Source organism: Kitasatospora sp. NPDC057965 (genome assembly GCF_042887135.1).
Lineage (GTDB): Bacteria > Actinomycetota > Actinomycetes > Streptomycetales > Streptomycetaceae > Kitasatospora.
The window spans coordinates 248,981-268,920 of the sequence record NZ_JBHVPZ010000010.1 but is presented as its reverse complement, the minus strand read 5'-3'; the positions used below and the strand labels follow the sequence as shown (position 1 = coordinate 268,920).

General features: G+C 73.1%; 9 protein-coding genes. All 9 read left to right on the top strand.

What is annotated here, in order from left to right; all coding sequences use genetic code 11:
* The coding region (locus ACFVVU_RS15925) for an alpha/beta fold hydrolase (protein ID WP_387790343.1) at positions 1 to 981 on the top strand (981 nt) is incomplete at its 5' end.
* On the top strand, positions 981 to 1,196 hold the full coding sequence (locus ACFVVU_RS15920; protein ID WP_387790342.1) for an MbtH family protein: 216 nt from the start codon (positions 981 to 983) through the stop codon (positions 1,194 to 1,196). The genes ACFVVU_RS15925 and ACFVVU_RS15920, both read left to right, overlap by 1 nt.
* A gap of 11 nt (positions 1,197 to 1,207) precedes the next feature.
* On the top strand, positions 1,208 to 2,422 hold the full coding sequence (locus tag ACFVVU_RS15915; protein WP_387790340.1) for a cytochrome P450: 1,215 nt from the start codon (positions 1,208 to 1,210) through the stop codon (positions 2,420 to 2,422).
* Positions 2,423 to 2,471: 49 nt separating this feature from the next.
* Positions 2,472 to 4,034 carry an MFS transporter gene (locus ACFVVU_RS15910; RefSeq protein ID WP_387790339.1) on the top strand — a complete coding sequence of 521 codons (1,563 nt, stop codon included), beginning with the start codon at positions 2,472 to 2,474 and terminating at the stop codon, positions 4,032 to 4,034.
* Between the two features lie 697 nt (positions 4,035 to 4,731).
* Positions 4,732 to 6,192, top strand: a complete 1,461-nt coding sequence (locus ACFVVU_RS15905) for an acyltransferase domain-containing protein (protein WP_387790337.1) — start codon at positions 4,732 to 4,734, stop codon at positions 6,190 to 6,192.
* A gap of 5 nt (positions 6,193 to 6,197) precedes the next feature.
* Entirely contained in the window at positions 6,198 to 13,739 is a 7,542-nt protein-coding gene (locus tag ACFVVU_RS15900) for a cytochrome P450 (protein ID WP_387790335.1), read from the top strand.
* 8 nt (positions 13,740 to 13,747) lie between these two features.
* Entirely contained in the window at positions 13,748 to 16,267 is a 2,520-nt protein-coding gene (locus tag ACFVVU_RS15895; RefSeq protein ID WP_387790333.1) for a KR domain-containing protein, read from the top strand.
* Positions 16,268 to 16,319: 52 nt separating this feature from the next.
* Positions 16,320 to 17,726 carry a flavin-containing monooxygenase gene (locus ACFVVU_RS15890; protein ID WP_387790331.1) on the top strand — a complete coding sequence of 469 codons (1,407 nt, stop codon included), beginning with the start codon at positions 16,320 to 16,322 and terminating at the stop codon, positions 17,724 to 17,726.
* Positions 17,723 to 19,912: an MMPL family transporter gene (locus ACFVVU_RS15885; RefSeq protein WP_387790330.1), complete on the top strand. Its 2,190-nt coding sequence runs from the start codon at positions 17,723 to 17,725 to the stop codon at positions 19,910 to 19,912. The genes ACFVVU_RS15890 and ACFVVU_RS15885 overlap by 4 nt, the downstream gene beginning before the upstream one ends.
* Positions 19,913 to 19,940: the final 28 nt, after the last annotated feature.

The window sequence follows — 19,940 nt, the reverse complement described above, 5'->3', positions numbered from 1 at the left end:
GACGACAGCTTCTTCGATCTCGGCGGGCACTCGCTGCTGGCCACCCGTCTGGTCAGCCGGGCCCGGACCGTACTCGGCGCCGACCTCACCATCCGGGACCTCTTCGAAGCACCCACGGTGACAGCGTTCGCCGGGGCCGTGGAGGGACACGAGGGCAGCCGGGATCCGTTCGACGTGCTGCTGCCGCTCCGCACCACGGGCACCAGGGCACCGCTGTTCTGCATGCACCCCGGGGTCGGATTCGGCTGGTCGTACGCGAGCCTGCTCGGCTCCCTCGGCCAGGACCGGCCGCTGTACGCGCTGCAGGCCCGCAGCCTCGCCGACCCGGACCGCTGCCCGCCCGACGTGGAGACGATGGCCCGCGACTACCTGGAGCAGATCCGCGCGGTGCAGCCCTCCGGCCCGTACCACCTGCTCGGCTGGTCCTTCGGCGGGCTCGTCGCCTTCGCCATGGCCACCGAACTGCAGCGCCTCGGCGAACAGGTGGGGCTGTTGGCGATCCTGGACGCCTACCCGAGCAGTGAGTACGGCATCGACGGAGCCCGCATCCCGGAGCGGCAGGCGTTGCGCCTGCTCCTGGAGGACTTCGGGTGCGAGGTCGACGAGGACGAACTCGCGGGTATCGCCCGCGAGCGGTTCGCTGAGATCGTCGCGGAGAAAGTCGATTCGCTCCGGTTCCTCGACGCACCTCACATCGCGAATCTCGTCGGCACCTGGATCAACAACATAGAAATGGTGCGGAAATTCGTTCCCGCTAACTTCAAGGGCGACCTGGTGTTCTTCGTCGCCACCCGGGGGCGCGGGCCGGAATCCCCGCAGCTCGAAAGCTGGGTTCCGTACGTGTCCGGACGCATCAAGGACATCGATGTGCCCTGCACCCACGCCGACATGATGAAGCCGGGTCCGGGCGCGGACATCGGCAGGACGGTGCGTGCGGAACTCGACCGGAATGAATTCGACACGGCAGGAGGGGAGCAGTGATGGCGAATCCGTTCGAGGACGAGAACGCGGAGTACCTGGTGCTGCGCAACGACGAGGGCCAGTACTCGCTGTGGCCGGCCTTCGCGCAGCCGCCCCAAGGCTGGGGAACCGTCATGGGGCCCGGATCGCGAGCCGGGTGCCTCGACCACATAGACCGCAACTGGACCGACATGCGTCCCATATCGGTGCGGACCGCGCCGACAACGAACGAGTGAACGGAGACCCCGTGAGCAACGCTTCGCAGGACAACGGCCAGACCTTGATCGACTTCCCGGTCAAGCGCACCGACCCCCTGGCTCCGCCCGCCGAGTACCAGCGGTTCCGCACCGAGGAGCCGGTCGCGAAGGTCCGGCTGCCCGACGACAGCACCTGCTGGGTCGTGACGCGGTTCGACGACGTGCGGACCGTCCTCACCGACCAGCGCTTCAGTGCCGACAGCAGGAAGCCCGGATTTCCCATCCTCATGCCGCACCGGCACCTGATGCAGGACGTGCGCATGATGAACCGGCTCGACCTGCCGGAGCACACGGCGTACCGGAGGCTCTTCGTCAAACCCTTCACCTCGGGTTCCATCCGCTCCATGCAACCGGCCATCCAGCAGCACGTCGACGAGCTGCTGGACCAGCTGGAGAACAAGGAGTCGCCGCTGGACCTGGTGACGAACTTCTCGCTGCCGATGCCGGCCCGGGTCATCTGCGAAATGCTGGGAGTGCCCTACGACGACCACGGCTTCCTGCAGAACTTCAGCAAGGCGCTCACCAACCGCAGCACCAGCGTGGAGGAGGTGAAGGGCGCGCTGGACACGCTGTTCGAGTACGTCGATGCCAAGCTGCGGGAGGAGGCGGAGAACCCGTCGGACGGACTGCTGGGAATTCTCGTCCGGAACAACGCCGAGACGAAGGCCCTCACCCACGACGAAATGGTCGCCACCGTCGTCGTGCTGCTCGTCGACGGATACGAGACCACCTCCAACATGATCACCCTCGGCGTTCTGATGCTCTTCCAGCACCCGGAGCAGCTCGCCACGCTGCGGGCGCACCCCGAGCTGGTGCCGAGCGCCGTCAACGAGATGCTGCGCTACCTGTCCATATCCGACATCGGCGTGGCGCGGGTGGCGGACGAGGACGTCGAGCTGGGCGGCACCCTCATCAAGGCCGGCGACGGGGTCATGACCCTGATCGCGGCGGCCAACCACGACAACGCCGCCTACCCGGACGCCGAGCGGTTCGACGTCCGCCGTGACCCCCGCAACCACCTCACCTTCGGCCACGGCATCCACCAGTGTCTGGGACAGCACCTGGTGGCCATCGAGCTCGAGGTGGTCTTCGCGACCCTGCTGGACCGGCTGCCCGGCCTGCGTCCGGCCGTTCCCCTCGACCAGGTGTCCTTCAAGCACGACGCGGGCCTCTACGGAGTCTGGGACCTGCCCGTCACCTGGTGATCCGACCGTCACCTTCCCCGGAAGAGCACAGAGCACAGAGCGGATTGACATGACATTGCCCGAGCAGGAGAAGGAACGTACGGCAGAGCCCGTCGAGCGACCGGGTTCGCAACGGTGGTGGGTGCTGGCCGTCCTGTGCCTCGTGGTCACCGTGGTCGAGGTCGATGCGACCATCGTGAACGTGGCGCTGCCGTCGATGGCGGATTCGCTGTCCGCCACCAGCAGCGACCTGGCCTGGATCAGTGACGCCTACATCCTCACCTTCGCCGCGTTCATGCTCATCGGTGGTCGACTCGGTGACACCTACGGGCACAAGCGGCTGCTGATGGCCAGTCTCACGGTGTTCGGGGTCGCTTCGCTGCTGTGCGTGGTGGCCACGAGCACCGGGGAACTGGTGGCCTGGCGGGCGTTGCTGGGGCTCGGCGGGGCCGGCATCCTGCCGGCCTCGCTGGCCCTGGTCACCGTCAGCTTCCCGGCCCACGAGCGGCCGAAGGCGTTCGGCATCTGGAGCGCCATGACGGTGCTCGGACTGCCGCTGGGCCCGGTGCTGGGCGGCTGGCTGCTGGACCACTTCTGGTGGGGGTCGGTGTTCTTCATCAACCTGCCGCTGGTCGTGGTGACGCTGGCCAGTGCCCAGCTGCTGATCCGCACCCCGGCTCCGGCCGCGGGCGGGAAGCGTCTCGACGTGCTGGGGGTGGTGCTGTCCGCGCTCGGGACCGGCGCCCTGCTGTTCGCCGTGATCGAGGGGCCCCGGCGCAGCTGGACGGACCCCGTCGTGCTCGGTGTCGGGGTGCTCGGCGTCGTGCTCCTGGCCGGGTTCTTCGCCTGGCAGCGGCGGGCCCAGGCACCGGTGGTGGATCTGCAGCTGTTGCGCGTGCGCACCTTCGTGGTCGGTTCGTTGGCGGCCGCGCTGAGCTTCTTCGTGTTCACCGGCATCATGTTCGTCCTCACCCAGTACCTCCAGGGTGTGCTCGGGTACCGGCCGTCCAACGCCGGTCTGGCGATGGTGCCGCTCGCGCTGTTGTTCACCGGAGCCAGCCTTCTCGCCGCGCCGATGGCGGTCCGGCTCGGCAGTCGTACGGTCATCGCCATCGGACTGTTCCTCATCGGTGCCGGCATGGTGGTGCTGACCGGAGCGGACACCTCCACCGGTTACGCGTTGATCGGCGTCAGCCTGGGGCTCACCGGCCTGGGCGCCGGTTTGACGGTCGGTCAGGCCATCGGAACCAGCCTGAGCGCGGTCCCTCCCGCACTGGCGGGCGTGGGCAGCGCCGTCGGCAACTCGGCCAGGCAGATCGGCGGTGCGCTCGGGGTGGCGGTGCTCGGCAGTCTCCTCGCCTCGGTGTACGCCGGGAGGCTCGACGACAAGGGGGGTGACTTCCCGGAGGGCGTCGTCGACCGGGCGGGCGAGTCCCTCGGCGCGCTCGACTCCGCCGCCGCGGGGCTGGACGGTGACGTGGGGCGTCGGCTCCTCGACATCGGCCACGTCTCCTTCGTGGACGCTCTGCACACGGCGATGACCGTCGGCGCGGTGCTCGCCGTGATCAGCGCGCTCGTGGTGTTCGCCCTGCTGCCGAAGGGCAACCTCGCCCGGGGCGAGGGGCTGGAGTAGCCGCCGTCGCGCAACCGTGAGAGCGGGAAGGGCCGGTTCCGGGAGCATGGGGCTTCCGGGCCGGCCCTTCTGCATGCGCCCCGGCAGGCGTGCGGGAGCGCGGGCGGGCGCGGGCCGCGCGGGTGAGCGGGGTTCTGCCTCGATGCACCGGGTGCGGTCGGGGCGGCTGCGGGGAGAGTGCGCGGAAGCGTTTCTGCTATCACGCTTTTCATCACATACGACTTGATGTGGGCCGGTGAAATAATCCCTTCGGTGAAGCTGTGGAGAGGTTTATTTGCAGGTCAGGAATGGCTGCCGGAGGGTCACTCAAGAAAGCTCTTGACTTCCCGTCGGGCGGATTCCTAGGGTGAAAGTGTCTGGCCGCCGGGCTTCGCCGAGCGGCTGTGCGGGGCGATGATTGTGAATGTGGCAATGGCCGGCGACCGCGGAACCGGGGTCGGTCGTTCCACGGTGTTCGACCTGTGTGCAGCGGTAGGGGGCGGCGACGGCCGTCCTGGTGTCGTGTGGTGTCGACGGACCCCAGCGACCGTGTCCTGCGCGCCGGTTGCCCGTCTTTTTGGGTTGTGCTGTCGGGGTGTGCCGGCCGGGGCCGGGGCTCCTGGCGCGTTTTCGGGCGCCGACGTCTTCAATGAGGAATTGCGGCGCGAGTCGCCGAATGCAGCAGATCGCGCATATGAGTCTGGGGGAATTGTGCATCATGCCTGAAACCTCGATCGCCGTTCTCTTTCCCGGGCAGGGCGCTTTCTACGGCCGTGCCCTCGCGGACCTGCGGGACGAGTTCCCCGAGGTAGGACCGGTCCTCGCCGAGATCGGTGACGCCGCCCGTCCGCTGCTCGGCGACCACGCGGTGGAGCAGCTCCTCGCGGCGCGGACGCCGGACACCGAGCAGTTGCTCCGGGATGCCCCGGAGGCCCTTCAGCTCGCCATCTACGCGGTTTCCACCGCCGCCTACGGCGTTCTGCGCGCTCGTGGACTGCGTCCGAACGTCCTGGTCGGCCACAGCCTCGGGGAGATCGCCGCACTGGTCGCGGCCGGTGCGTTCAGCCCCGCCGAGGGGGCCGAGATCGTCTGCCACCGGAGCATCGCGCTGCGCGAGGCCGGGTCGGGCGGGGCCGGGTCGGGCGACGCCTACATGGCCGCCGTCGGCACCGACGCCGACCGGGCGCAGAAGCTGGTCGACCTCGTCGGCGACCCGCTGAGCGGCATCGCGGTCGAGAACCACGACGGGCAGACCGTGCTGTCCGGGCGGGCCGAGGCGCTGGACGCCATCGGCCGGCTCGCCGCCGTGCTGAAGACCGACTTCGCGCGGCTCCAGTCGCCCTACGCCTTCCACAGCCCGCTGCTCGGGCCGGCGGCGGAGAAGTTCGCCGAGCGCATCGCGGACATCCGTCAGCGACCGCTGCGGACCGCCGTCCACTCACCGATCCTCGGCCGTGCCTACGAGGACGGCGACCGGCTGACCGAGCTGCTGGCCGGGCACTTCACCACCCGGGTGCGGTTCGCCGGCACGGTGCGGGAGCTGGCGGCCGGCGGGGTGTCCGTGTTCGTCGAGAGCGGGGCGCTGGACGCGCTGAGCCGGATCACCGGCCGCGTCGTCGCGACCCCGGTCACCACCGTGCCGACCCTGCTGCCCGAGGCGGGCGGCGCCGCGCTGCTGCGGCGGGCGCTCGACCGGCTCGCCCTGATGGGTGCGGTCCCGGTGCGCGCGGGCGGCCTCGCGACGGCGGACCAGCTGCGGGCCGCGCTGCTGTCCGACGTGCCGGCCGAGGACTTCGAGGCGTTCTGGGACGGGCGCGGCGGGGACGTGCGGGCGTTCGCCAGGGAGGCCTACCTGACGTATCTGGGCGTGAGAGGGGACGGGAGGGGAGGGGCCAAGGCGAAGGCGCGGGGTGCGGTGGCGGGGGTGGGCCGCGAGGCGCTGGTCCGCCAGCTCGCCGACATCTACGCCGAGGCGCTGGAGTACCCGGTCGAGGTCTTCGAGGAGGGCACCGACCTGGAGGCCGAGCTGGGCGTGGACTCGGTGAAGCAGACCGAGCTGCTGGTGCGGGTGGGCCGCCGCTACGAGCTGCCGCCGCGGCCCTCCGACGTGCGGCCGGCCGCGTACAACACCCTCGGCAAGATCGCCGACCTGATCCTCGCTTCGGGCGGATCGGTGTGATGCCGGTGTCCCAGGAACCTCGGGGAAGGATCGCCCTGGTCACCGGAGGGGCGCGGAACGTCGGCAAGGCGATCGCCAAGCGACTCGCCGCCGACGGCGCGCTGGTCGTCATCAACCACCTGCACTCTCCCGGGCCCGCCCGGGAGACCGCCGCGGAGATCGAGCGGGCCGGCGGCCGGGCGCACGTCATCCGCGCGTCGGTCGCCGTCCGCGGCCAGGTCGACCGCATGTTCGACGAGATCGAGGAGCGCTTCGGCGGGCTCGACGTCCTCGTCAACAACGCCGCCGACGGCGCGCTGGTGCCGGGCGAGGAGGTCACCGAGCAGTTGCTCGACCGGGCGCTGAACACCAACCTCAAGGGCGGGCTGGCGTGCGCCCGGCGGGCCGCCGCGCTGATGGCGCGGCGGGGCGGGGGCAGCATCGTCAACGTCTCCACGCTGGGCGGCGGCCGGTTCGTGATGGCCAACTACCTGGCCTGCGGGCCGGCGAAGGCCGCGGTGGAGGCGATGACCCGCTATCTGGCCGTCGACTACGCCCGCGACGGGATCCGGGTCAACACGGCGGCGGCCGGCCTGCTCCGCAGTGAGGTCGTGGGGCTGTTCCCGGATGCCGAGCGGATGCAGCGCGCCACCATCGAGGCCACCCCGATGGGGCGGCTCGGCCACCCGGAGGAGCTGGCCGAGGTGGTGGCCTTCCTGGCCTCGCCGCGGTCGAGCTGGATCACCGGCCAGGTGATCCTGGCGGACGGCGGGCTGTCCACGGGACAGGCGCTGCTGTCGCCGCCGCGCGCGCTGGTGGACCCGGTCCCGCCGACGGTCCCGGTGGCGGCGGAGGAGGCGGAGGAGGAGGAGGAGACGGAGGACGAGGCGGAGAGGGAGACGGAGACGGACGGCGGCGAGGAGCAGGGGCAGGGGCGGGCTGAGGAGGACGACGACGAGATCGCCATCGTCGGCATGGGCATCGTGGTGCCCGGCGCCAACGACCCCGACGAGTACTGGCACGAACTGATGCACGGCGCCGAGCGGTTCGTCGAGATCCCGGCCGACCGGTGGGACAACGACAGGTTCCACTCGGCCGACCGGCGCGAGGAGGACAAGACCTACTCCAAGCGCTCCGCCTTCATCACCGACTTCGTGCCGCACCCCCGACTGGCCCGCGAGCTGGCCGAGGCGGGAACCGGCCCGGACGCGGTCGAGTCGACCACGCTGTGGCTGCGGCACTCGCTGCTGCAGGCCATGGAAGGCGTCAGGCATCGTCCCGAGGACCGGTGCTCGTTCCTGGTCGGCTACACCGCCGACGGCAGCCAGCACCTGGAGGAGGCGACCGTCCGGGCCGGTGTGCTCGGCCGGATGGCGCCGATCCTGGACCGGCTGGGCCTGTCGGAGGCGGACCGCGCCGCCGCGCTCGCCGCCGTCGAGCGCCGGCTGGCCGAGCACTACCCGCGCAGCGGGCCCGAGCCGCTGCGGTTCTTCCCGCACCGGGTCGGGCTCAACGCGATGCGCGGCGTGCTGCCGCCGTCCACCGAGCTGCTGCTCGTGGACACCGCCTGCTCGTCCTCGCTCTACGCGGTGGACCTCGGCGTCAAGGGGCTGCTGGAGGGGCGGCACGACATCGCGGTCTGCGGTGGCTCGTTCGCCGTGGGCCCGCGCGGTTCGATCCTGTTCGCCAAGCTCAACGGCCTGTCGGTGAGCGGCGAGGTCCGTTCGCTCGACAAGGACAGCGACGGGGTGCTGTTCTCGGACGGTGCCGCCACCGTCGTGCTCAAGCGGCTGAGCCGGGCGCGCCGGGACGGCGACCGGGTGCTGGCCACCCTGCGCGGCTTCGGCTCGTCCTCGGACGGCAGGGGCAAGGCCGTCTACGCCCCGAGCGCGGCCGGCCAGCAGCTGGCGATCCGGCGCGCGCTGGACCGGCCGGGCATGGACGGGGTGCGGCCGGACTGGATCGTCGCGCACGCCACCGGCACCCCGGCCGGCGATCTGGCGGAGTTCACCACGCTGCGCGAGACGCTGGGCGGTCCCGAGCCCGGGCGCGGCCCGGTGGTGGTCACCTCGAACAAGTCGGTGATCGGGCACACGGGTTGGGCCGCCGGTGTGGCCTCGCTGATCGAGGTCGTGCTGGGCTTCCGGCACGAGGTGATCCCGCCGCAGCACCGGTTCACCGGGACCCCGGCGGACTTCGCGATCGGCGGCTCCACCCTGGTGGTGCCGACCGAGCCGGTGCCGTGGCCGCGCGGCGGGCGCCGCCGGACCGCCGCCGTCTCCGGCTTCGGCTTCGGCGGCACCAACGCGCACCTGGTGGTGCAGGAGCCGCCGGTCGCGGGAGCGGTGAGGACCGTGCGGCCGGAGCCGCGGCAGGCGCGCCGGCAGCCACCGCGGCGGATCGCGATCGTGGCGCGAACCGCGCACCTGCCGGGCAGCGGGAGCGCCGACGACCTGGCCGGCCGGCTGGGCGAGGCGGCGCCGGAGGACCTGTCCTTCGGCGAGGCCTACCCGCTGCCGTCGTTCCGGCAGGTCCGGATGCCCCCCGGCACGATGCGGGGCATCGACCGCTGCCAGCTGATGATCCTCGAGTGCGCCCACCGGCTGCGCGACGGCCTGGGCTCGTTCTGGGAGGACAACAGCGAGACCACGGGCGTGGTGCTCGGCCACCTGGGGGCGACCCGCAACGCGACGCTCTACGCGATGCGCTGCTACCTGGACGACCTCACCGCCGCGCTCGGGGCCGACCCCGCGCCGGCCGCGGCGCCGTGGCTGCCGCAGGTGCTGGAGCGGCTCGGGGCCGAGGTGCGGCGGCTGGTCCCGCCGTCCAGCGAGGACTCCTTCCCCGGCATGATGCCGAACGTGATCCCGGCCCGGGTCGCCAACTACTTCGACCTCAAGGGCCTCAACATGACGGTCGACACGGGGTTCACCTCGGCCCTGAGCGCGATCGACGTGGCCATCCGCTACCTGCGGCAGGGCGAGCTGACGATGGCACTGGTCGGCGGCATCAACGGCAACAGCACCGACGAGGTGCGCCGGCTGCTGGACGGGGCCCTCGACGGGCGCAGCGTCCTGGCCGAGGGAGCCTTCCTGTTCGCCCTGGTGACCGAGGAGACCGCGGCGGCGGCCGGGCTGGAGGTGCTCGGCTTCCTGGACACGCCGTCCGCGGCGGAGCCCTCGGCGCCGTCCGTGCCGACCGTCGAGTGCGGCGCCGTGCGCACCGGCCGCGATGCCTGCTACCTGGGCGCCGAGGGGGCGATCGGCATCCTGCAGGTGCTGGCGAGGGAGCCGGCCGCCCGGGACGCGCTGGTGGTCTGCCGCGGCGAGAGCGGCGCGCCCGACCTCACCGTCCGGGTCTCCGCCCCCGTGGCGACCGCCGGCCCGGTGCCCGCCCGTCCGGCCGACGCCGTTACCCGGGGGCCGTCCGCCTGCTACGACGAACGGCAGTACGGCGACCGGAGGAACGAGCGGCACCCGCTGCTGATCACCCGGTACGTCCCGGGGCTGACCGCGACGCCGGGCGAGCAGGTCCGCGCCGAGGTGCCGTTCTGGCCCGCGGAGCCCACCGTGGTGCTGACCGACCGGCCGCGGACGGTGACGGCGGCCGGGGCCCCGCCGGGCACCCTGGTGCTGTCCACGGTGCCCGGCGGTCCCGGGGTCCGCCACGTGCCGGACGGCGAGGCGCTCCAGGGACTGCTGGACGAGGCGGACCCGCGGCGGCGGATCCGGCACATCAGGGTGATCACCGACCTGTCCGGTGCGCGGACGGTCGGCCCGGAGGAGGCGGCGGCGCTCGGCGCCCTGCACGAGCTGGTGTTCCTGACGGTACGGCAGCGGCACGAGGCGCTGGCGGAAGGGGCCGGCGGGGCCGGCGGCGCGAGCTGCGTCGGGCTGTTCCTCGGGGCGATGACCGACCGGACCCCGCACCCGTTCACGGGCATGTTCACCGGTCTGTTCAAGGTGATCCACCTGGAGTACGCGCCGCACTGCCTGACGTACGCGCTGGTCACCGGCGCGCGGGAGGCCGCCACCGGGGTCGCCCAGGCGGGCCGGGAGTCCGCGTACCGGCGCGGGGCGCCGTCGGTCTTCTACGCCGGCGGCCGGCGGCTGACCGTCACCCTGGCCGAGGAACCCGGTGGGCCGGTGCCGCCGGGGGAGGCGGCGCTCGGACCGGACGGCGTCGTGGTCGCGGTCGGCGGCGGGCGCGGCATCACCGCGGAGGTGCTCACCGAGCTCGCCCGGCACTTCCGCCCCCGGGTGTACGTGCTCGGCAGCAACCCGGTGGACTCCCACCCGGCCGAGTACCTGGAGCTCGACGACGAGGCCTTCGCCGAGGGCCGCGCCGACTACATCCGCGAGCAGCTCGCACTGCGGACCGGCCGCAACCCCGCGCAGCTCGGCCGCGCGTACGAGCGGATCGGCCGGGCGCGGGTGGTCCGGGCCAACCTGCGCCGGATCGCCGGGCACAGCGGCGCGCACGCGGTGCACTACGTGCCCTGCGACGTGACCGACCCCGCGCAGGTGACGGCCGCGATGGACCGGATCCACGCCGAGGCCGGGCGGATCGACCTGCTGGTCAACGCGGCGGGGCTGAACCGCTCGGCGCCGATCGCGAGCAAGAGCCCGGCGGAGTTCCGGCAGGTGCGCGACCTGAAGGTGCTGGGCTACGCCAACCTCAAGCACGCCCTGCGGGGCCGGCCGCCGCGCGCCTGGTGCAACTTCGGCTCGCTGCTGGGCCTGACCGGTCAGGTGGGCGAGGCCGACTACGCCTCGGGCAACGACTTCCTCGCCTCCGCCGCGACCTACCACCACCAGGTGCTGGGCAGCCGCGAGTTCACCGTGGGCTGGACTCTGTGGGGCGAAGTCGGCATGGGGGCAGGTGAGTTGACCAAGGCATACTTCGAGAAGAGCGGGCTGTACTCCGCGATGAGCACCGCCGAGGGCGTGCACCACTTCCTCCGCGAGCTGAACCTGGCCGAGGTCTCGCCGTACACCGTGCACCTCGGTGCCGCGGAGCGCGGGGCGGTGCGGCGACTGCTGCCCGGACTCCTCGACCCGGGGGCGCCGCAGGCGGATTCGTCGGTGGACGCACCCGGGGAGCGGCCGGCCGACGGGGCGGAGCCGGCGCTGCCGTTCTACCTCGGCGAGGTCCTGGAGCGGACGGCGGACGCGGTCGTCTTCGAGCGGGTCTTCGACCTGGAGCGGGACGACTACCTGCGCCACCACCGGGTCGGCGGCACACCCACCCTGCCGGGCGCCTTCGTCACCGAGATCGCCTTCGAGGCGGCCTCCTGGCTGGTGCCGGAGCTCAAGGTGTACGCCTTCGAGGACCTGCGCTTCCAGCACTTCCTCAAGGTCCGCGAGACGGACCGGGCCGGGCTGCGCAAGAAGATCCGCGCCGAGGTCGTGGAGCGCCGGGCCGACCTCGGCCAGGCGGTGGTGGCGGTGCGGATCACCCAGGACGTGGTGGCGCCCAACGGCACCGTGCTGGTCGAGGACCGGCCGCACTTCGAGGTGCGGGTGCTGCTGGCCGGCGAGCTGCCGCAGGCGCCGCACTGGCGGGCGTGGCACCCGGCGGCGGAGACGCCGGTCCCCGATCCGTACCACGTCCGGGGCTCGCCGGTGCGGCTGACCGACCTGTTCGTGTCGACCACCGACACCCGGCTGCACCCGGACGGCAGGCGGGCCACGTACAACCTCGAACTACCCGCCGACCACCGGGTGTTCGGAAGCTTCGGGATCCCGGTGGTGCTCCTCGACGGCCTCGCCCGCACCGGGGTGCTCGCCCCGGTCGACGGCGACCTGGTCCCGCTGGCCGCCCCGCTGGGCATCGGCCGGATCGACGTCTACGAGCACGGCGGCGACGGCGAGGTCGCGCGGCGCTACGGACGGCTCGACCTGTACGCGGTGCTGCCCGACGCGCCGGCCGACGGGCGGGACGCGGGCCGGGGCAACCGCTTCGTCGCGGTCCGGCCGGACGGACGGGTGCTGCTCCAGATGAAGGAGCTGGACTGGACGTTGATGGGCTATCTGGACCGCCGGACCGGCGGCTTCCTGACCACGGCCGAGGCGGCCGAGGCGGCCGAAGTGGCGGAAGCGGCCGAGCCGACCGAAACGTCCTCCGCGAGCGAGCGCGACGAGGGGGTGGCCCCGATGGGAAGAGCTGAGGCCGGTGCGGCCCGCGGGCCGGCGCCGGTGCCCGCCGCCCCGCGCCCCGCCCGCCTCGCCCCGGGTCCGCGCGGCCCGTGGGCCGTCCCCGGCAACCTGCGGAAGTTCCAGCGCGACGCGCCCGCCCTGTTCGCGGAACTGAACCGGACCTACGGCGACATGGTCAGGCTGCCGCTCGGCTACTTCACCGTCCACCTCAACTACCACCCGGACAACATCCGTCACGTCCTCCAGGACAACAGCCGGAACTACGTCCGCGGCAAGGGCTACGACGCCTTCAGGATCTTCATGGGCACGGGCCTGCTCACCCTCGACGGCGAGGAGTGGAAGCAGCACCGCCGGGTGGTCAACCCGCTGTTCCACAAGGCCGCCGTCGACGGCATGGCGAGCGCCATGACCGACTCCACCGCGCTGGTCCTCGACCGGTGGGAGCGCGGCTCGCCGGACGGCACCGGCATCGACGTGGTGCCGGAGATGGCGGACCTCGCCCTCGGCGCCCTCGGCAAGGTCATGTTCGACACCGACCTCCACCCGGTCGGCGACCGGGTGGGGCCGGCGATGGCCACCGCCGTCGAGGCCATGGTCTTCCGCGGCACCCTCAACCAGCTGACCCCCGAGTTCGTCCCGATCCCGTACAACCGGCGGATCCGCCGGGCCCGCCGGGTGATGTACGAGATCGTGGACGGCATCGTCGAGGCCCACCGAGCGGGCCGGCACGAGGGGCTGACGGACCTGATCGCCCTGCTGCTGCGGGCGCGCGACGAGAGCGGCGGGGAGTGGACCGCGCAGCAGCTCCGGGACGAGATCATGACCGTCCTCATGGCGGGCCACGAGACCACCGGCACCGGCCTGGCCTGGGCGCTGTACGAGCTGGCCGGGAACCCGGAGGCGCAGGAGCGGCTGCACGAGGAGGTCGAGCGGGTGCTCGGCGGGCGCGTGCCCGGCATCGCGGACCTCGCGGACCTTCCGTACACCCGGATGGTCGCCGACGAGACGCTGCGGCTGCACCCGCCGATCTGGGTGTACCCGCGCGACGCCGTCGGGGAGGACGACGTCAACGGCTGGCACGTCCCGGCCGGCGGCAGCGTCTTCATGGTCCCGTACGTCACCCACCGGCACCCGGACTTCTGGGTCGACCCGGAGCGCTTCGACCCGGAGCGCTTCACCGAGCAGAACCGCGCCCGGCATCCCCGGTACGCCTACTTCCCGTTCGGCGGCGGGCAGCGCCAGTGCGTCGGCAACCGGATGGCGCTGGTGCAGACGCACCTGACGCTCGCCATGGTCGCCCAGCGCTTCCGGCTGCGCCCGGTCCCGGGCCACCGGCCGACGCCGGGCACGCTGGTCTCCCTCCGCCCGGTCGACGGCATCCGCCTGGTCGTGGAGCCGAGGAAGCGGTGACCCGCCCGATGACGACCGAGGAACCGGCCGCCCCGGCGCGGGCCCTGGCCGCCCCGGTGGTGGAGTACCCGCGGGACGGATCGGTGCGTCCGGTGCGGCGCCACGTGTGGGAGCCGGTGGAGACCGCCGCGCTCCCGCCGGGCACCGCCCCCGGGCTGCGCGGACGCTCGATCGCGGTGGTCGGCGGCCGGGAGGCCACCGCCGTCGCGGTCGGCGCGGCGCTGACCGCCGCCGGGGCGGCCGTGCACCGGCTCGCCCCGCCCGCCGAGGGGCAGCGGGAGGGCTTCACCGAGGCCGCCGAGGCGCTGCGCACCGCGGCCGGGCGGATCGACGGCATCGTCGACCTCAACCTGGAGGAGCCCTTCGACGGGGGCGGCACGGACGCCTGGGAGGGGCCGCTGCGGCAGACCTTCGCGCTGCTCCGGGCCTGCTGCGCGGACTGGGCGGCCGAGACCGACGCCGAGCGGCTGTTCTACCTGCCGGTCACCCGGCTGGGCGGCCGGATGGGCTTCGGCCCGGACCTGGTCGAGCAGCCGCTCGGCGGCCTGTGGGCGGGGCTCGCCAAGGGCCTGCCCCGGGAGGTGCCCAACTGCAACGTCCGGATCCTCGACCTCACCGCCGAGCACGCGGCGGCGGAGGTCGGCGACCTGGTGAGCCGGGAGCTCTACCGCTGGGGCGCGTTCGAGATCGGCCACCGCGGCGGGCGGCGCTACAGCCTGCGGGCCCGCCACGAGCGGCCCGGCCCGCCGGTGCGCGCGCTGCGGCCCGGCGACACCGTGGTGATGTCCGGTGGCGGGCGCGGCATCGGCTTCGCGCTGGCCCGCTCGCTCGCCGAGGACTTCGGCGCCCGGGTCGTGGTGAGCGGCCGCGGCGCGCCGCCCGACGCCGCGGCCACCCCGGCGCTGGCGCTGGACGACCGGGAGTTCCGGCGGTACCGGGACGAGCGGCTGCGCGAGGCGGCGGCCGGGCGCCGGGTGCCGCAGGTCCGCGCCGAGCTGGAGGAGCTGGCCCGGCAGCGTGAGCTGTGGGCGAACCTCGCCTCGGCCCGTGCGGACGGTCTGCGGATCGACTACGTGCGGTGCGACATCACCGACCCGGAGCAGGCCGCCCGGCTGGTCTCCGAGGCCGGCGACCGGCTGGCGGGCGTCGTGCACAACGCGGGCGTGGACGTCCCGGTCCGGCTGCCGGGCAAGACCGAGCAGATCGTCTCGCTGGTCGTCCGGGTCAAGGTCGGGGGCTTCCTCAACCTGCTGCGGGCGGTCGAGGGCCGGCCGCCGTCGGTGTTCTTCTGCAGCGTCGGCTCGCTGACCGGCCGCTGGGGCGGCATGGTCGGCCAGCTCGACTACGGCGCCGCCAACGAGGCGCTCGGCCGGCTCGGGCTGTGGGCCTCGCAGGACGGCGAGCAGCCCGGCCGGGCGCGCCGCACACCGGTCTCCACGGTCTGCTGGCCGACCTGGGAACGCCTCGGCATGATCACCAACTACGAGGCCACCCTGCGCTACATGTCGGCGGTCGACGTCCGCGAGGGCCTGTACCACTGGAAGCGCGAGCTGTTCTGCGGCAGCGCCGGCGAGTCGACGTTCATCGGCGACGTCGGCCCGGCGATGCTGCCGTCCGTCCTGCGCGGCTACCGGCAGGACACCGGGCTGCCGGGCATCGAACGGCTGGCCGCCGCCCGGCACTTCCTGGGCGGGCCGGTGCGCTTCCGGCCGCACGGCTCGCTCACCACGGCGCATGTGCTGCGGGCCGGGGAGCTGCCGTGCTGCGACGACTTCCGGGTGGCCGGCGAGCCGGCGCTGCCGGTCTCGCTCTGCCTGGAGTACCTGCGGGCGGCCGGCGACTGGGTGCTGCCGGAGCGGGGCGACGGGCTGCGCCTTGTCGAACTACGCGGCCTGGAGGTGGAGTTGCCGCTGCTGGGGGTGGGCCCCGGGCGGTCGGCGGCCGAGTTGGTGCGGCACGCCGAGGGCGGCCGGTCCGAGGACGGCGGCTGGCGGGTCGCGGTGACGCTGGAGCGGGACGGCCGACGGCTCGCCTCCGCCGAACTGGTGTACCGGGACGGCGGGCCGACGGCCGACGGGGACCTGCCGGCGCCGCCGGGTGCGACCGGCGTCGAGGAGGTGCTCCCGTTCCCGCGCGGCGGTGCGCTCGGCTGGACCGGGCAGGCCTTCCGGCTGGCCGCCTGGCGGCGGGACGGGGCCACCGGCCGCCCGTACGCCCGGGCGGAGCCGGGCCGGACGGCCGATCTGCTGCTCGCCTCGCCGGCTCCGGGCGCGGTGCTCCCGCTCCACCAGGTGGAGAACGTGCTGCGGGCCGGCTGGCTCGTCCAGGGCGGGGCGGGTGCGGACGCGCGACGGCTCACCGTGGAGCGGCTGCGCGCCGAGCCGTCGGCCGCCGGCGCCGCCGTCCTGCTGACCGGCAGCCCGGACGGCCGCGACTGGACCGGTCATGACCGGACCGGCCGGTGCGTCACCGAGGATCTCCGGCCGCGCCCGCCCGTGCTCCGGGTGACGGGCCTGCGTTACCGCTGACGCCGACCACTCGCCGTGCCCGGGGCGCGGCGGACACCACCAGGGGGAACCGTTGACCACGATCGTCGACCGCTCCGACGCCTACTGCGTCGTGGGCGCCGGGGCGGGCGGCCTGGCCGCCGGAAAGAACCTGCGGGAGTTCGGGTTCGAGTTCGACGTGATCGAGCGCGCGGACGACGTCGGCGGCACCTGGTACGGCGGCAACCCCCACAGCGCCGCCTACGACTCGGTCCACCTCATCACCTCCAAGCCCTACATCCAGTACGACGACTTCCCGCTCCCGGCGCACTACCCGACCTACCTGGGCCGCGCGCACGCGCACGCCTATCTGCGTTCCTACGCCGAGCACTTCGGCGTCCACGAGCGCGTCGAGTTCAGCCGAACGGTGGAACGGATCGAGCGCGGGGACGGTTCGCCCGACTGGTTCGTCACCCTCGACGGGGGCGAAGTGCGCCGGTACGCCGGGGTGGTGATCGCCAGCGGCCACAACTGGAGCCCCCGGTACCCGGACTACCCCGGGAAGTTCGACGGCGAGACGTTCCACTCCTGCGAGTACCGCGACCCGGAACCGCTGCGCGGCAAGCGGGTGCTGGTGGTCGGCGGTGGGACGTCGGGCTGCGACATCGCCGTGGAGTCCTCGCAGAACGCCGCGTCGACCGCGCTGAGCATCCGCCGGGGCTGCTACTACTGGCCGAAATACCTGTTCGGCATGCCGACGGACGTCCTGTACGAGGGCGTACTGAAGTGGCGGATGCCCCGGCCCGTGGTGCGCTTCTTCGGTAGTCTCCTGCTGCGGCTCAACAGTGCCGGAAAGCCGGAGCGGTACGGGCTGCCCAAGCCGTCCCACAAGTTGCTGGAGGAGCATTTCGTCATCAACTCGACGCTGCTCTACCAGCTGGGTCACGGCGACCTCGTCGCCAAGCCGGACATCGCCGAACTCCTGGGCGACCGGGTGAAGTTCACCGACGGCAGCGAGGAGGCGTACGACGTCATCGTCTACGCCACCGGATACCGGATGACCGAATTCCCCTTCATCGACCGCAAGCATCTGAACTGGAACGGGCACACCCCGCAATTGCACCTCGCCGCCTTCCACCCGGAATACGACAACCTTTTCGTCATCGGATATTTCCAGACCTCCACCGGCAATTGGCCGATCATGGACTACCAGTCGCAGCTCATGGCCCGCTATCTGCACCTGCTGCGGACCGACCCGCAGCGGGCCGCCCGGTTCAGGCGGGCCAAGGCCACGCCGATGGCGGCCGCCCGGTTGAACGGCGGCATCCGGTACTACGACTCCGAGCGGCACTGGCTCCAGGTCGAGCACTTCTCCTACCGGGCGCTGCTGCGCAGGCTCGTCCGCCGGATGGACGCCGAACCGCCGGCCGCCGAGCACGGCGGGGCTGCCGCGGAGACGGCCGATCCGTCGGCGGCGAACCGGCCGAGGAGCCACGCATGATGGACCTGATCGCGCGGCCGGCGAACCGGCATGCCCGGCCGGTGCTGCTGGGCGCCGTCGCGGTGGCCGCGGTGGCGGGCTTCTTCGGCGCCCCCGTCGTCACCTCGCTGACCGGCGGCAACCCGGACTTCGTCACTCCGGGATCGGGCAGCGTCCGGGCCGACGAGCGGATCGGTGCGGCCACCGGAATCCAGGCCGACGGCGGTGTCATCGCCCTCGTCGACACCGGCGCCCCGGTGGACGACCGGCGCACCCGCGACGAGGTCGCGAAGGTCGCCGACCTGATGTCCGGCGACCCGGTCTTCGCCGACGTCCTGACGTACTACCAGGCGCGGGACGACGGACTGGTCTCCCGGGACGGCACCCGGACGATCGTGGTCGGCCGGCTCAAGGACGGCGCCGGGGAGCACTACCAGGACGCCGTCGAGCGGCTGTCCGCCGCGCTGGACGGCGACCGGAGTGTCCGGCTGGGCGGCAGCGAGGTGGTCGGCAACCAGGTGGTCGGCACCGTCCAGCGCGACCTGGAGCGGGCCGAACTCATGGCCTTCCCGGTGCTGTTCGTGCTCTCGCTGTGGATCTTCCGCAGCCTGGTGGCCTCCGCGCTGCCCCTGGTCATCGGCGGACTGAACGTCGTCCTCACCCTGCTCGGCCTGCGGCTGGTCGACCGGCTGGTCGCCCCGGTGTCGGTCTTCTCGCTCAACCTGGTGACCGCGCTCGGCCTCGGCCTCGCCATCGACTACAGCCTGCTGATCGTCTCCCGCTTCCGGAGCGAGCTGGCGGCCGACCCGGACGTCGGCCGGGCGGTCGAGGCCACCCTGCGCACCGCGGGCCGCACCGTCCTGTTCAGTTCGCTGACCGTGAGCGCCGCGATGGCCTCGCTGTTCGTCTTCCGCCAGCGCTTCCTCTACTCGATGGCGGTCGGCGGCCTGCTGGTGTCGGCGTCCGCGCTGCTGGTCGCGCTGCTGGTGCTGCCCGCGCTGCTGCGGCTGCTCGGCCGGCACGTCGACTTCCTCGCCCCGGCCCGGCTGCGCCGCTCGCTGGAGGCGCCGGAGAACACCGACGGCGGCTGGTTCGCGCTGGCCCGCGGCGTGATGCGGCGCGCCCCGCTGGTCGCGATCGGCGCGAGCGCGCTGCTGGTGGTGCTCGGACTGCCGTTCCTGAAGGTCGCCTTCACCACCGTCGGCCCCGCCTCGCTGCCGGCCGGCGCGAGCGGCCGGGCGGTCGACGAAACCCTGCGCGCCGACTTCCCCGCCGACCCGCTGGAGTCCGTGCAGGTCGTCATCGCCACCGGTGGGGGATGGGGCGGGGACGGCGACGGTGGCCGGGCCGCCGTGCGGCAGCGGGTGGACGCGCTGCGCGCCGGCATCGCCGCCCTGCCCGGCGCCGCCTCGGTCACCCCGGCCGCGCAGCTGGACGCCGACACCTGGCTGCTCCAGGTCACCCCCGAGGAGCCCGGCCTCAGTGAGCGGAGCCAGGCCCTGGTCAAGGATGTGCGCGCGCTCCCCGGGCCGGACGAGATCCTGGTCGGCGGGCAGACCGCCACCTACGTCGACCTCAAGGACAGCCTCACCGGCCGGCTCCCGGCCGCCGCGCTGATCGTCCTCCTCACCGGCGTGCTGGTGCTGCTGCTGATGACCGGCTCGCTGGTGCTGCCGCTCAAGGCCGTGCTGATGAACCTGCTCACCCTCGCCGCGACCTTCGGCATCCTGGTGCTCGTCTTCCAATGGGGCCACGGTGCCGGGCTGTTCGGTGCCGACGCGCAGAACGCGCTGGACGCCACCCAGCCGGTGCTGCTGTTCGCGATGGTCTTCGGGCTCTCCACCGACTACGGCGTCTTCCTGCTCGCCCGGATCAAGGAGGCGCGCGATGCCGGGGCCGGCGAGACCGAGTCGGTCGCCCAGGGGCTCGGCCGCACCGGGCGGGTGGTGACGGCCGCCGCCGTGCTGTTCTGCGTGGCGCTGGGCGCGCTTGCCACCTCGCGGATCGTGTTCATCAAGGAGTTGGGCCTGGGCACCGCGCTGGGCGTGCTGCTGGACGCCACCATCGTCCGGGCCCTGCTGGTGCCGTCGCTGATGCGGCTGCTCGGCCGCTGGAACTGGTGGGCGCCGGCCCCGCTGCGTTGGCTCCACGAGCGCTTCGGGCTGCGAGAGGGCGGGGCGCCGCCGGTGGCCGCCGAGAAGTCGTAGGCTGCTGACGAACCGTCACCACGCGCGA